Origin of the sequence: Planomicrobium sp. YIM 101495 (assembly GCF_009707665.1) — a bacterium.
GTDB lineage: Bacteria > Bacillota > Bacilli > Bacillales_A > Planococcaceae > Planococcus.
Genome location: NZ_WLZW01000001.1, coordinates 1,863,757 through 1,877,031 on the forward strand (window position 1 = coordinate 1,863,757; position 13,275 = coordinate 1,877,031).

Consider the following 13,275-nt stretch of genomic DNA (forward strand, 5'->3'; position numbering starts at 1 on the left):
ACATATACATCCATAAACCTATAAATCGTTCGCTTTTTAGAAAGAAGATGCGTCTTCATGCTGACTCCAGTCGATCGAAACGAACTTATTGTACTCTTTTACGAACGCCAATTTCACCGTTCCGGTCGGACCGTTCCGCTGCTTGGCAATAATGATTTCAATCATATTCTGGTCTTCCGTTTCTTTATCGTAGTAATCTTCCCGGTAGAGGAAGGATACGATGTCGGCATCTTGCTCAATACTTCCGGATTCCCGAAGGTCGGACATCATTGGCCGCTTATCTTGCCGCTGCTCAACGCCACGGGACAGCTGAGACAGTGCGATGACCGGCACTTCCAGTTCACGGGCAAGCCCTTTCAAAGAACGGGAAATATCAGATACTTCCTGCTGGCGGTTCTCGCCGGCGCGTCCCGGTCCTTGGATCAACTGAAGGTAATCGATCATAATCATGCCAAGTCCATGCTCTTGCTTGAGGCGGCGGCACTTCGCGCGGATGTCATTGACACGCACGCCTGGCGTATCGTCGATGAAGATGCCGGCATTCGACAAACTCCCCATCGCCATCGTCAGCTTGCGCCAGTCTTCCGCTTGCAGTGCCCCTGTCCGCAGTACCTGTGCATCGATATTGCCTTCCGCACAAAGCATCCGCATGACTAGCTGTTCGGCACCCATCTCGAGACTGAAAATCGCGACGTTCTCGTCTGTTTTCGTCGCCACGTTTTGTGCAACGTTGAGCGCGAATGCAGTCTTCCCGACTGAAGGACGTGCAGCGACGATGATGAGGTCGTTACGCTGGAATCCAGCTGTCACCTTGTCAAGATCTGTGAAACCTGTTGGGATGCCTGTAACATCCCCTTTACGCGTATGCAGCAATTCAATGTTATCGTATGTTTTGACGAGAACGTCCTTGATGTGGACAAAGTCACCGGCATTTTTCCGGTTCGAAATGTCGAGCATCTTCTTCTCTGCTTCCGCAAGCAGCGCTTCCACTTCGTCTTCACGGCTGAAGCCGTCTTCGACGATCGAGGTTGCTACACGAATCAGTCTGCGAAGTAAGGCTTTCTCTTCAACGATGCGGGCGTAGTGAAGAACGTTGGCTGCAGTCGGCACCGCGTTGGCAATTTCCGTCAAATACGACAAGCCGCCGACATCTTCCAGTTCCTTCTTAGCCGATAACTCTTCTGTTACAGTGACGACGTCGATCGCTTTGCCGTGATCGGCAAGAATGACCATCGTATCGAATATCTTCTGGTGGGCGATGCGGTAAAAATCTTCTGGAGACACAACTTCCGCAACTGATATAAGTGCTTGCGGCTCAAGGAAGATCGCACCGATCACCGATTGTTCTGCTTCGTGGTTATGCGGCGGGATACGGTCAATCGCTTCGCTCATGGACTTATCTCCTTATGCTTCTTCTGTCACGTGAACTTTCAGTACAGCCGTCACTTCATGGTGCAATTTCACTGGAATATTGGTATAGCCGAGTGCTTTGATCGCATCTTCCAATTCCATCTTCCGCTTATCCAGTTTGATGCCATGTGTCTTTTCAAGCTCTTTCGCTACTTGCTTCGTCGTAACGGAACCGAAAATACGGCCGCCTTCACCTGATTTCGCCGTCAGTTCTACTGTCAATTCCTCCAGTGTCGCTTTCAACTGCTTTGCTTCTTCAAGTTCCTGTGCAGCTTCTTTTTCCTCTTTTTTCTTCTGGCCGGAAAGCTGAGAAATCGCAGCTTGATCCGCTTCGATCGCCAAGTTGTTCTTCAGCAGGAAGTTGTGTGCATAGCCATCCGCTACATTTTTAATTTCGCCTTTTTTTCCTTTACCTTTAACGTCTTGTAAGAAAATCACTTTCATTCTTCGTTTCCTCCCTCATATTGATCCGTAATCACTTGCTGCAATTGTTCGAGAGCCTGATCTAGTGTGACACCATTCATTTGGGTAGCGGCGTTGGTCAAATGACCGCCTCCATCAAGCTGTTCCATGATCAATTGGACATTGACCTTGCCGAGGGAACGGGCACTGATCCCGATAACGCCTTCACTGCGCTCAGCGACGACAAATGATGCTTCCACATCTTTCATCGTCAAAAGGATATCTGCCGTCTGCGCGATCAGGACCGAGCTATAGATCCGGTCTTCTTCGCCGCGGGCAATTGCGACGCCAGGGACAGGGAATTCTACTGTCTCCACAAGTTTCGAACGCTCTACATACGTATCGAGATCTTCTTTCAGCAATTGCTGGACGAGTACCGTATCCGCTCCGTTCGAACGCAAATAGGAAGCCGCTTCGAACGTCCTGGCACCTGTACGGAGCGTAAAGCTCTTCGTATCGACGACGATGCCCGCAAGCATGGAAGTCGCTTCAAGTATTGATAATTTCTCGTGTTTCGGCTGATACTCGATCAACTCCGTGACAAGTTCAGCTGTCGATGATGCATACGGCTCCATATAGACGAGCATCGTATTGGTGATGAATTCCTCGCCGCGGCGATGGTGGTCGATCAAGACGACCCGGTCCATGCGCTGAAGCAGTCGTTCATCGATGACCATGGACGGCTTGTGCGTGTCGACGATGACCAGCAATGAATTATCGGTCATCGAAGCCATCGCCTCTTCCGGTGTTATAAACTGGCTGAACAGCTCAGGATCCCCTTGCAGTTCTTCCATCAAACGGCCGACACTGCGATCGTAAGCATCGAAATCGACGACGATCTTGCCGCTCACTTTATTCATTGCAGCCATTTTCGCGACACCGACCGCAGCTCCGATCGCATCCATATCCGGCATTTTATGCCCCATGACAAATACTTGATCACTGTCTTGGATCAAATCACGCAAAGCATGGGAGATGACGCGTGCACGTACGCGCGTGCGTTTCTCCACCGGGTTGGTCTTACCGCCGTAAAACTTCATCTTGCCACTCGGATGCTTGATGCCCACCTGGTCTCCTCCGCGTCCAAGGACGAGGTCGAGACTGGACTGGGCCATGCTGCCGAGCTCGATCAAAGACATCGCGCCTGCCCCGACACCGATGCTCAGCGTCAATGCGAGGTTGTCCTTCGCCTTGATCTCTCGGATATCATCCAAGATGGCGAATTTGCCTTGTTCCAACTCTGCCAAGATCGCTTCATTGAAAATCGCGATGAACCGGTCCGAAGACGTCCGCTTCACGAAGATGCCGTGATTCGCGGCCCAATCGTTGACGAGAGACGTGACCATACTATTGATGGCACTCCGTGATTGATCGTCCATCCCTTGCGTCAATTCATCGTAGTTGTCGATGAATAGCATACCGATGACGGTCCGGTCCGCTTCGTAAAGTGCTTCAATATCCAACTGTTCGGTGTTATCGAAGAAATACAGGAGCTTATCATCCGGCTGATAGGAAACTTTGTACTTGCGTCCATCCAGTAAGATGATCATTTCCGTGAGTTCCTCTGATTTGATCAATGTTTGGAAATCATCAGAGAGTGAAAAGAGCGCCTCCCCGATCAACGAATCCTGGCTGACTGCAGATGTGATATAAGGATTCGCCCATTCGATTTCGTAATTATCGCCGAGCAGTATGATCCCGATCGGCATCTCAAGAAGCGCTTCCTCCCCGACTTTCTTCATCCGGTAAGACAGCGTCTCGATATGCTTCTCCGTCATTTCGTAGTTTTTCTTTTCTGTCACCCATGTCCACGTAAATACACCTGCGTAAAGCAGAAGAAACACACCTGCCGCCACTTCCGACCATAACGAGATAAGGACGGTGGCAGTCGCGCCTAAAAGCGCTAACGTCAACAAAGGATACTTTAGCTTTCTGCTTCTAAAAAAAGCCGACATTCATTTCAGCTCCTCATTTTCCTTTGAACTCATGTGCCCGCTTCAACCAGCCCCGGATATTGAAGGCCAAATCGATGATACCGACGATCGTTGTGAACGATTGCAGCGGCACTGCCAGCACCGTCACAAGAACTGTGACCCATTTCGGCCATCCTTCTTGGTGGATATAGAAGTGATAGAACGAGATTCCTTGCAGGAAGAAAAGCATGTTCAATAATAGCGTGAGGTTCATCAGCGCCATGTAGAGCATCGTGCCCGGCTGCGGTTCGAACAGCAACGTAATGAGCATGATGATCAAAAAATACCATAAGACGCTCTTTGGCAACCGTAATTCCCGGAATGACGGGAACTTCGGAGATGCGACACCTAGCCGCTTCAAGAGCGGTAGCTGGACCGACAAGACACCCCAAGCGATGATAAAGCCCGCCATTACAAAGAGTGTAGGGAGCATCGTCTCCAAGGTGAAGAGCATTTGGCTGACGGTCGCATTGTATGCTTCCATGTCTGAGCCCATACGCTCTGCCCACACGCCTGCTTGTGCGTAGCTATCCTCTAGCTGCAATCTCATTTCCTCAATGGCGTTGATGCCGAGGAAAGCCACTGCTGCTACGTACTGCACCATGAGTGACGCAAGCAAGGACAAGCCTGCGCTAAGAAATAAATATAATTTGCTTTTCTTATAATAAAGCGACAATCCGATTGCAAGGCCGAACGGCAAATGGATGAGCGCTAGCGGCACTGCTAGGAAGCCGCCAAGCAACGCACTCAAAGCAAGAGAAACCAGTGCAAACACAAGGGAAGCTCTCCATCCGTACTTCGCACTGTACCAGGCTGCAGGCACCGCTAAAAACAGCGCGGTCAACAGACTGAAAATCGGCACATATACGGAAATGACCAGCATGACCGTAAACACGGCTGCCATCAATGCCCCATCGGTAAGACGCCGAACTTGCTGGTTCTGCATAGAAGTCAATTTTCCCTTCTTTTTGGTTATTTTCATCCTTGTAATTGTACCATGATTGCCTGCCATGAACAAAAATGCGGTCATCGGTGTAACACCATGTCCGGATAAAAAGAAAACTGCCTTTTCCCTGTCAGCAGACAGGGAAAAGGCAGTGGGATGTTCAATTAATTATCTTTCTTCCGCTACGAATGGAAGAAGTGCCATGATGCGTGCACGTTTGATAGCGATTGTCAGCTTACGCTGCCATTTAGCGCTAGTGCCTGTTACACGGCGTGGCAAGATTTTGCCTCGCTCAGAAATGAATTTCTTTAGCAAGTCCGTGTCTTTGTAGTCGATGTGCGTGATGTTGTTTGAAGTGAAATAACAAACCTTTTTACGCTTTTTACCTCCGCGACGTGGTGCCATAGTGGATTCCCTCCTTTATGAGTTGTTTTGGTTACGCTGGGTGGCGTCGATCAGAATGGCAAGTCGTCGTCCGATACGTCGATCGGTCCGCTTGTATTGCTCTTGAATGGATCGTCATCTACACGCGTATAGTTCTGCTGACTCGCAGGTGGTTGGTTCTGCTGATAAGAAGAAGGCTGCTGACTGTAATTGCGGTCAGAAGAGCCGGAGCCGGAATTGCGCGGTTCAAGGAACTGCACGCTGTCCGCCACCACTTCTGTCACATATACACGTTTGCCTTCATTGTTTTCATAATTGCGTGTCTGGATACGGCCTTCCACACCAGCCAAGCTTCCTTTTTTAAGGAAATTAGCTGTGTTTTCAGCTTGTTTACGCCATGTTACACAATTGATGAAATCCGCTTCCCGCTCCCCTTGAGCGTTCGCGAATGTACGGTTCACAGCAAGTGTGAAGTTACAGTTCGCTACACCATTCGGAGTATAGCGGAGTTCTGGATCTTTTGTTAGCCTGCCGACAAGCACTACTCGGTTAATCATCAGAATTCAACCTCCTTGAAGTCGTTGCTATCTGGTAGCCTACGCTTATTCGCCTTGGCGTACAGCGATGTGGCGGATAATGTTTTCGTTAATGTTCGCAAGACGGGTAAATTCGTTGATCGCTTCAGTCGTTGCATTGACTTTGACGATCTGGTAGAAGCCTTCACGCAAATCATTGATTTCGTAAGCTAGACGGCGTTTACCCCATTCTTTCGACTCGATGATTTCAGCACCGTTCGATGTCAGGATTTCGCTGAAACGCTCAACTAGAGCTTTCTTCGCTTCTTCCTCGATCGCAGGCTGAACGATATACATTAATTCGTATTCTCTCATCATTTGTCACCTCCTTATGGACTTTGGCCCTGCTGATTCCAGCGGGCAAGGAGCAAGCAATTCATAAAGTATTACTCACATCACCCTATTGTATCACCAATTCATCCGTGATGCAACTACCATTCGGATAGCTTTTGTCGTTATACTTTTAAGTGAAATCTACAAGGAGGGAAATCCATGAAAGCCGACCGTCTGATCGAACTTGACCTCGACGCGCTTACGCCAAAGATGCTTCAAGTGAACCTTTTTCTGCTTGTCGCTTTTGCGGCAGCCTATCATTTTTTCGTGTCACCGCTCGCCTATTCCTTCTCCTGGATCGGCATCCTATACTTCATCGCCGGCTACATCATCCTGATCGCCATCCACGAATTCTTCCACCTCTTCGGATTCGTGGTCTTCGGCAAGGTCCCAATCCGCTCCCTCCGCTTCGGCGTCAATCTCGCGCTCGGCATCGCCTATGCGACGACCGAACGACCGCTGCGGAATAGAGCAATCCGGAAGGCGCTATTGCTGCCGTTTTGGATGACTGCTGCACTTCCGACCGTTCTCGGCGTTTGGCTGCAGGATCAGGTCCTCGTCCTTCTCGGCGCGATGCTCGCTGCTGGGGCTTACGGAGATTTCGTTATGTGGCAGGCACTCCGAAAAGAGCCGGATGCCGTATGGGTTCTCGATGACCCGGAGCTTCCACGTCTGCATCTGTTCGACGAGCTTCCTGGAAAGTACAAGGAAGGCGGCCCGTAACCAGCGTTCGACGGCGGTTATGTGGTGTCTAGCTATATGTTTTGTTCGTCGGTGTTTAACTTGGACTCATCGCCGGTTAACTTGCGTTCAGATGCATTTAACTTGGATTCGCTCAAAAACCGGATGAGTCCACAAAAAAGGGCTGACCCTGAAAGTCATGTTCCATGACCTTTTAGGGGCAGCCCTTTTTCCTATTATTATACGTTGAAACGGAAGAGCATAACATCGCCATCTTTGACAAGGTACTCTTTTCCTTCTTGACGAACTTTCCCTGCTTCTTTTGCAGCGGTCATCGATCCCATTTCCACAAGATCTTCATAAGCGACTGTTTCAGCACGGATGAATCCACGTTCGAAGTCCGAGTGGATGATACCCGCACATTGCGGAGCTTTCATCCCTTTTTTGAATGTCCAAGCACGGACTTCTTGTACCCCTGCAGTGAAGTAAGTTGCAAGGCCAAGCAAGCTGTAAGATGCACGGATCAATTGATCGAGACCGGATTCCTCGATGCCAAGCTCTTCAAGGAACATTTCTTTCTCTTCGTCATCCAGCTCAGCCATTTCTTCTTCGATCTTCGCACAAACAACGATAACATCTGCATTGTCTTGTTTCGCAAAGTCACGGACGCGCTGAACGTATTCGTTGTTGTCCGCTTCTGCGATTTCATCTTCTGCTACGTTCGCCACGTACAGCATCGGCTTCAACGTCAGCAAGTTCAAGTTTTTCGCAATTGCTAGCTCGTCGTCCGTAAAGTCGATTGAACGTGCCAATTTGCCGTTTTCGAATGCTTCACGCAATTTCTGTAGCACAGGCTCTTCTGCGATTGCTTCTTTGTCTTTTTGTTTGACCAGTTTGGCAGCGCGAGCGATGCGCTTCTCGATACTCTCCATGTCTGCAAGCACCAGCTCCAAGTTGATCACTTCGATATCCGAGATCGGATCGACCGTTCCTGATACGTGCGTGATGTTCTCGTCTGCGAAACAACGGACGACTTGGCAAATTGCATCCACTTCACGAATGTGTGAAAGGAATTTGTTCCCAAGTCCTTCCCCTTTACTCGCACCTTGGACGATTCCAGCGATATCCGTAAATTCGAAAGCAGTTGGAATGGTTTTCTTCGGTACAACCAATTCCGTCAATTTGTTCAAACGTGCATCAGGAACTTCTACGATCCCGACGTTTGGATCTATCGTACAAAACGGGTAGTTTGCCGCTTCGGCACCCGCTTTTGTAATAGCATTGAATAATGTGGACTTTCCTACGTTCGGCAGTCCGACAATCCCAGCAGTTAATGCCATAGGATTCACGACCTTTCTTTTCGATGAAACTTATTTTTCAACTCTTCTATTATAGAAATGAAAGGGTTGATTGTCCATTCTCACTCAGTGTCGGCTTTTTTGAGCACTTTTTTCATCTTTTTTGCGAAATCTGCACGTGGCATCATGACGCTATGCTGACAGCCTTCACATTTGATCCGGATATCCGCTCCCATGCGGATGATCTTCCAAGAATTCGCTCCACATGGATGCCCTTTCTTCATCTCGACGGTATCATGCAAGTCGAATTGTTTCGTTTCCATCTGCACTATCTCCTCTTCCTATTTCTTCATATTCGGCGAATCCGGCTCAGCTGGTGAGCGCTGTACCATGACCATCCGCGGATAAGGGATTTCGACTCCTCGTTTGTCAAGAAATTCCTTCAGGTCTCGGCGAATACCGCGAGCCACTGCGAAATGTTGCATCGGTAATGTTTCTGCCGTGATTCTGACGACTATTTCGGTCGTCGTCATCGTCTGTACGCCGAGCAGATCCGGCGGGCTGATAATCTGTTCGTATCGTTCCTGCAACGTTTCCAGGAACTCACGGATCAATTCTTCAACATTGGCGATATCCGATTCATATGAAATATTCACATCCACGACTGCAATCGAGTTGTGAATCGAGAAATTCACTACTTCTGTCACATTGCCGTTCGGAAAAATGAATAATTCCCCTGTCCATGCTTTGACTTTTGTTGTCCGGAGCCCGATTTCTTCGACCGTCCCTTCAGCCTGATTGATGCGGACGTAATCCCCTACCGAAAACTGGTCTTCGAAAATAATGAAGAATCCGGTGATGATATCACGCACAAGGTTTTGGGCACCGAACCCGACAGCTAAACCAAGCACACCGGCCCCGGCGATAATCCCGGTAATATTAATATTGAACGCTGAAAGGACCGCTACAATCGCCATAAACCAGATCACATATGCAACAATGTTTTCGAGCAGCTTTTGTAAAGTCTGCTGTCTTCTCCCGTGCCCTTTCGTCTTGAACGGGCCCTTTACACGTACCGTGAATGTTCGGCGGATGAGAGCTTTCGCGATGCGTACAAGCAGCCAAGCCACTAATACGATTGCTATCACTTCCAACGCAAGTTGGCCAAGGTTGATCCATGTTTCTTGATTTAAAAGGGTTTCCTGTACTTCTTCCAAATCCGGAGGGGTCATTTCTTTCTCCGGTGTTTCCGTTGTATCCGGAGTTTGCGGAGTTACTGCCATCCTATCACCTTCTTAATACAAATTGAATTTATAAATCGCTGCGACAACAAAAGCAACAACGACCACACCCGGCAACAAATTCGCGACACGAATCTTTGTCACACCCATCAAATTCAAGCCGATCGCTGCGATCATAATCCCGCCAGTCGCTGTCATTTCAAGAATGAACAGATCCAGCGCTGCTTCCGGGACGATCAAACTGATCTGTGTCGCAAATAGTGCAATGATGCCTTGATATACAAAGACCGGAATTGCCGCCAGCAAGACTCCGATACCGAGCGTCGAGGCCAGAATGATCGACGTAAAGCCATCAATGATTCCTTTTGAAATCAGCACACCGTGTTCATTGCTCAGGCCACTCTCCAATGCCCCGATGACGCCCATCGCACCAATGACAAAAATCAGTGTCGCTGTGACGAATCCTTGCGCAATGCTTCCTTTACTTTCTTCGGCACCGATTTTCTTTTCCACCCAACGGCCGAACTGATTCAGCCTGCCGTCCAAATCCATCCATTCCCCTATTACCGCACCGATAACCAAACTAATGATCACGATGACGAATTGGGTACTTTCGAACCCCATCTGCAAGCCGAGAACCAATACTGCGAGGCCTATGACATACATGACAGTTTCCTTCATTTTCTCGGGGATGTTCCGGAGAGCTCTTCCCACTAATGTGCCAAATACGATTAATATTGCGTTGATGACTGTCCCCAAGAGAACCATAAGAAGGCTCCTTTCCATAAACTGGATTTGCCAAAAAAAGATCGAACTATTCATACATTATAGATTTTCCTCGCCGCTTTTTATAGTATGACGGCTTCGCCGATAGCCAACTTTTCGGGGCGGCTTATACCCGGCGGAGCTGAACGAGCCGCCTCCGCTTTTCTATTGTCCAGACACCGGCGGCTTACTCTTCGGGTCGTAAGACAGCCCAGCTGCGCGGCAAGTAACGCCGCTCCGCTGACCCGTCTTACGCCTGTCAGAGCTGAACGAGCCGCCTCCGCTTTTCTATTGTCCAGACGCCGGCGGCTTACTCTTCGGGTCGTAAGACAGCCCAGCTGCGCGGCAAGTAACGCCGCTCCGCTGACCCGTCTTACGCCTGTCAGAGCTGAACGAGCCGCCTCCGCTTTTCTATTAAATAAACCTATTCCCCAGGTCGGGAAATAGGTTTTTGTTCAGTTTAGCAGTTCGAGGATGCGCTCGAGATCTTCTTCAGAGAAAAATTCGATTTCAATTTTCCCTTTGTTTTTATTCTTTTTGATCAGCACATTCGTACCGAACCGGTCGCGGAGCTCGCTTTGTTTCTCTTCCACAAAGATATCCTTCTTCTCCGGAATTGTTTCACGTGGAACATTTTCGTTGAATCGTTGGACGAACGCTTCGAGTTGTCGGACGTTCAATTTTTCTTTGATCGTCTTCTGTGCGATTTCAGGAATCATCTTCTTCTTTTTGATTCCGAGCAATGCCCGGCCGTGTCCCATCGTCAGTTCCTGCGAAGAAATCATATTTCGCACTTCTTCCGGCAAGGACAATAAGCGAAGGTGGTTAGCGATATATGGACGGCTCTTGCCGAGTCTGAAAGCCAGTTGCTCTTGCGTCAGTTTCAGTGCTTCCATGAGTCGCTCGTATGCTTCGGCTTCTTCGATTGGCGTCAAATCTTCCCGCTGCAAGTTTTCAAGAATCGCCAGTTCCATCATCTGCTGGTCGGTCAATTCTTTGACAATCGCAGGAATCTCTTTGATTCCTGCAAGTTTCGCTGCGCGGAAACGCCGCTCTCCCACGACGATTTCGTAGTTCTTCCCGGCCTTCCTGACAACGATCGGCTGAAGAATGCCATGCTCCTTGATGGATTCAGACAGCTCCTGCAACGCCATTTCGTCAAAAATCTTTCGTGGCTGATATGGATTGACACGTAATTGGCTCATCTTAAGCCTCGTCACTTGCGTCGAATCTCTTAATGCCTCGCCAGGAAACAACGCGTTGATGCCTTTACCTAACCCTTTAGCCATTTTTGATCACTTCCTTCGCCAATTCTACATATACTTCTGCGCCTCTAGATTTCGGGTCATAAATGATGATCGGCTCTCCATGGCTAGGTGCTTCGCTCAAGCGGACGTTCCGTGGAATGATCGTGTGGTACACTTTCTCCTGGAAGTATTTCTTTACTTCTTCGATTACTTGGATGCCGAGGTTCGTCCGTGCATCAAGCATTGTCAGCAAGACACCTTCAATCATCAGATCGTGATTCAAGTGCTTCTGTACAAGACGGATGGTGCTCAGTAATTGGCTCAACCCTTCCAGTGCATAGTATTCGCATTGCACCGGGATAATGATGGAATCAGAAGCGGTCAATGAGTTCAGCGTCAATAGACCGAGGGACGGTGGACAGTCGATGATGACATAATCGTAGTCATTCTTCACTTCTGCCAAAGCGTTTTTGAGTCTGGCTTCCCTCGAGATTGTCGAGACCAGTTCGATTTCGGCGCCAGCTAATGAAATCGTCGCCGGCACAACGTGGAGGTTCTCCACCTTCGTCTCTCGGATGATCGTCTTCACGTCCACATCCTCTATGAGCACTTCATATATGCACTGATCGACATCCCCTTTATTGACCCCTACTCCACTTGTAGCGTTCCCTTGTGGATCGATATCTATCAACAATACTTTTTTGCCCAAATATGCGAGGCAGGCACTCAAATTCACTGATGAAGTGGTTTTCCCTACCCCGCCTTTTTGATTCGCAATCGCAATCGTTTTACCCAAGCTTGCACCAACTTTCTATTGTTCCTTCTCCCAAATCACTGGTGGACCGTTTGCAGGGGATCTAACTTCCCGCAACTTAAACCCCATTCCTCCGCTACGCTGGGCAATGGATTCTGTCACGGGATCCATTCATATCATCTATTATATCAGACAACTGCCAAACCAAAAAACCTTCTCCAAAAATGGGGAAGGTTCACTTCTTTTTCTTCGGGATTTTCACGGTGATCTGATAGTAATCGTCGTGTTCTTCCTCTTCGGTCGAAAGCGCGACCCCGCTTTTGGTCACCATATTTAGCGACTCTTTGATCGTATTCATGGCGATGCGGACATCACGGCTTACGGCTTTGCGTCGCGGCTTCGCTTTCACAGGGTTGTCATCGAGAAATTTGGCGACGCGTGCCTCCAATTGTTTGACGTTCAGCTGCTGTTCAATCACTTCCATATAGAGTTTCACTTGCAGCGCTTCGTCTTTCAAAGGAATCAAGGCTCGTGCATGACGCTCAGAAACTTCACGCTGCAAAAGGCCGTTCTTCACTTCTTCCGGCAGCTTCAGCAGACGTAGCTTGTTCGCTATCGACGATTGGCTCTTGCCGAGGCGCTGAGCCAACGCTTCCTGGGTGATTTCATGAAGCTCCAGTAAGTTTTGGTACGCTGCGGCTTCTTCGATCGACGTTAATTCCTCACGCTGAAGGTTCTCAATCAATGCAATCGACGCAGTTTCTTTATCGCCCAATTCCCTCACCAATGCAGGGACCGTTTCCCATCCAAGCGTCTTCATCGCGCGGAATCGGCGTTCTCCTGCAATGATTTCATAAAGGTCCTGCTCTTTTCCTGCCCGTAAAACGATCGGCTGGATTACACCATGTGTATGGATCGTCCGCGCCAGTTCTTCGATTTTTTCCTCATCAAATAATGTACGTGGCTGATATGGATTCGGGATGATCTGGCTGATCGGTAATTGAATGATTTTCTCAGCATTTCCCCGTAGTTCTTCATTGTTCCTCTCAGATAGGCCTTCTTGCTTGTCTCCGCCTCCAAAAAAACGTGAAAAAGGACTTTTCACTCTCAAGCACCACCTTCTAAAAAGCTCTCTTCTTTACATCTATTCACTTTTCACTCGATAATTCCCTTTTTTTCAGAATGTTTCACCAAAATTGAAGAAAA

15 protein-coding genes are annotated in these 13,275 nt (G+C 48.7%); 1 reads left to right on the forward strand and 14 read right to left on the reverse strand.

What is annotated here, in order from left to right; translation table 11 throughout:
• Nucleotides 1–36: 36 nt before the first annotated feature.
• The 7 genes from dnaB to rpsF form a co-directional block, all read right to left on the reverse strand.
• A complete protein-coding gene (gene dnaB, locus GIW82_RS09045; RefSeq protein ID WP_154749502.1) occupies nucleotides 37–1,392 on the reverse strand; it encodes a replicative DNA helicase in 1,356 nt (451 codons plus the stop codon).
• 12 nt (nucleotides 1,393–1,404) lie between these two features.
• Nucleotides 1,405–1,854 (reverse strand): 50S ribosomal protein L9, encoded by a 450-nt coding sequence (gene rplI / locus GIW82_RS09050; protein WP_154749503.1) that lies wholly within the window; start codon nucleotides 1,852–1,854, stop codon nucleotides 1,405–1,407.
• On the reverse strand, nucleotides 1,851–3,827 hold the full coding sequence (locus tag GIW82_RS09055) for a DHH family phosphoesterase (protein WP_154749504.1): 1,977 nt from the start codon (nucleotides 3,825–3,827) through the stop codon (nucleotides 1,851–1,853). Before GIW82_RS09055 ends, rplI begins: the two co-directional genes overlap by 4 nt.
• Before the next feature lie 13 nt (nucleotides 3,828–3,840).
• A complete protein-coding gene (locus GIW82_RS09060) occupies nucleotides 3,841–4,791 on the reverse strand; it encodes a YybS family protein (protein ID WP_154749674.1) in 951 nt (316 codons plus the stop codon).
• 168 nt (nucleotides 4,792–4,959) lie between these two features.
• Nucleotides 4,960–5,196: a 30S ribosomal protein S18 gene (gene rpsR / locus GIW82_RS09065; protein ID WP_154749505.1), complete on the reverse strand. Its 237-nt coding sequence runs from the start codon at nucleotides 5,194–5,196 to the stop codon at nucleotides 4,960–4,962.
• A 50-nt stretch (nucleotides 5,197–5,246) separates the two neighbouring features.
• The gene (ssb, locus tag GIW82_RS09070) at nucleotides 5,247–5,732 is read right to left on the reverse strand and encodes a single-stranded DNA-binding protein (RefSeq protein ID WP_154749506.1); all 486 of its coding nucleotides are present in this window, start codon (nucleotides 5,730–5,732) and stop codon (nucleotides 5,247–5,249) included.
• Nucleotides 5,733–5,777: 45 nt separating this feature from the next.
• Nucleotides 5,778–6,065 carry a 30S ribosomal protein S6 gene (gene rpsF / locus GIW82_RS09075; protein ID WP_154749675.1) on the reverse strand — a complete coding sequence of 96 codons (288 nt, stop codon included), beginning with the start codon at nucleotides 6,063–6,065 and terminating at the stop codon, nucleotides 5,778–5,780.
• 177 nt (nucleotides 6,066–6,242) lie between these two features.
• Between rpsF and GIW82_RS09080 the strand changes: the two genes are divergently transcribed.
• Nucleotides 6,243–6,806, forward strand: a complete 564-nt coding sequence (locus GIW82_RS09080; protein ID WP_154749507.1) for a DUF3267 domain-containing protein — start codon at nucleotides 6,243–6,245, stop codon at nucleotides 6,804–6,806.
• Between the two features lie 197 nt (nucleotides 6,807–7,003).
• On the opposite strand, the gene ychF is transcribed toward GIW82_RS09080, so the two are convergent.
• From ychF to noc, 7 genes are all read right to left on the reverse strand, one after another.
• Nucleotides 7,004–8,104 carry a redox-regulated ATPase YchF gene (gene ychF, locus GIW82_RS09085; protein ID WP_154749508.1) on the reverse strand — a complete coding sequence of 367 codons (1,101 nt, stop codon included), beginning with the start codon at nucleotides 8,102–8,104 and terminating at the stop codon, nucleotides 7,004–7,006.
• A gap of 80 nt (nucleotides 8,105–8,184) precedes the next feature.
• The gene (locus GIW82_RS09090) at nucleotides 8,185–8,385 is read right to left on the reverse strand and encodes a DUF951 domain-containing protein (protein WP_154749509.1); all 201 of its coding nucleotides are present in this window, start codon (nucleotides 8,383–8,385) and stop codon (nucleotides 8,185–8,187) included.
• A gap of 18 nt (nucleotides 8,386–8,403) precedes the next feature.
• Nucleotides 8,404–9,345: a mechanosensitive ion channel family protein gene (locus GIW82_RS09095; protein ID WP_370456152.1), complete on the reverse strand. Its 942-nt coding sequence runs from the start codon at nucleotides 9,343–9,345 to the stop codon at nucleotides 8,404–8,406.
• Nucleotides 9,346–9,357: 12 nt separating this feature from the next.
• Nucleotides 9,358–10,071 (reverse strand): DUF554 domain-containing protein, encoded by a 714-nt coding sequence (locus GIW82_RS09100; RefSeq protein WP_154749510.1) that lies wholly within the window; start codon nucleotides 10,069–10,071, stop codon nucleotides 9,358–9,360.
• Between the two features lie 452 nt (nucleotides 10,072–10,523).
• Nucleotides 10,524–11,357, reverse strand: coding sequence for a ParB/RepB/Spo0J family partition protein (locus tag GIW82_RS09105; protein WP_154749511.1), 834 nt, complete (start codon nucleotides 11,355–11,357; stop codon nucleotides 10,524–10,526).
• Entirely contained in the window at nucleotides 11,350–12,111 is a 762-nt protein-coding gene (locus GIW82_RS09110; protein WP_154749512.1) for a ParA family protein, read from the reverse strand. The genes GIW82_RS09105 and GIW82_RS09110 overlap by 8 nt, the downstream gene beginning before the upstream one ends.
• A 193-nt stretch (nucleotides 12,112–12,304) precedes the next feature.
• Nucleotides 12,305–13,174, reverse strand: a complete 870-nt coding sequence (noc, locus tag GIW82_RS09115) for a nucleoid occlusion protein (RefSeq protein WP_370456154.1) — start codon at nucleotides 13,172–13,174, stop codon at nucleotides 12,305–12,307.
• Nucleotides 13,175–13,275: the final 101 nt, after the last annotated feature.

Excerpts from the sequence above, each read along its gene's own strand:
- dnaB (WP_154749502.1), bottom strand. The coding sequence starts at position 1,392 with ATGAGCGAAGCGATTGACCGTATCCCGCCGCATAACCACGAAGCAGAA.
- rplI (WP_154749503.1), bottom strand. The coding sequence starts at position 1,854 with ATGAAAGTGATTTTCTTACAAGACGTTAAAGGTAAAGGAAAAAAAGGC.
- GIW82_RS09055 (WP_154749504.1), bottom strand. The coding sequence starts at position 3,827 with ATGTCGGCTTTTTTTAGAAGCAGAAAGCTAAAGTATCCTTTGTTGACG.
- GIW82_RS09060 (WP_154749674.1), bottom strand. The coding sequence starts at position 4,791 with ATGCAGAACCAGCAAGTTCGGCGTCTTACCGATGGGGCATTGATGGCA.
- rpsR (WP_154749505.1), bottom strand. The coding sequence starts at position 5,196 with ATGGCACCACGTCGCGGAGGTAAAAAGCGTAAAAAGGTTTGTTATTTC.
- ssb (WP_154749506.1), bottom strand. The coding sequence starts at position 5,732 with ATGATTAACCGAGTAGTGCTTGTCGGCAGGCTAACAAAAGATCCAGAA.
- rpsF (WP_154749675.1), bottom strand. The coding sequence starts at position 6,065 with ATGAGAGAATACGAATTAATGTATATCGTTCAGCCTGCGATCGAGGAA.
- GIW82_RS09080 (WP_154749507.1), top strand. The coding sequence starts at position 6,243 with ATGAAAGCCGACCGTCTGATCGAACTTGACCTCGACGCGCTTACGCCA.
- ychF (WP_154749508.1), bottom strand. The coding sequence starts at position 8,104 with ATGGCATTAACTGCTGGGATTGTCGGACTGCCGAACGTAGGAAAGTCC.
- GIW82_RS09090 (WP_154749509.1), bottom strand. The coding sequence starts at position 8,385 with ATGGAAACGAAACAATTCGACTTGCATGATACCGTCGAGATGAAGAAA.
- GIW82_RS09095 (WP_370456152.1), bottom strand. The coding sequence starts at position 9,345 with ATGGCAGTAACTCCGCAAACTCCGGATACAACGGAAACACCGGAGAAA.
- GIW82_RS09100 (WP_154749510.1), bottom strand. The coding sequence starts at position 10,071 with ATGGTTCTCTTGGGGACAGTCATCAACGCAATATTAATCGTATTTGGC.
- GIW82_RS09105 (WP_154749511.1), bottom strand. The coding sequence starts at position 11,357 with ATGGCTAAAGGGTTAGGTAAAGGCATCAACGCGTTGTTTCCTGGCGAG.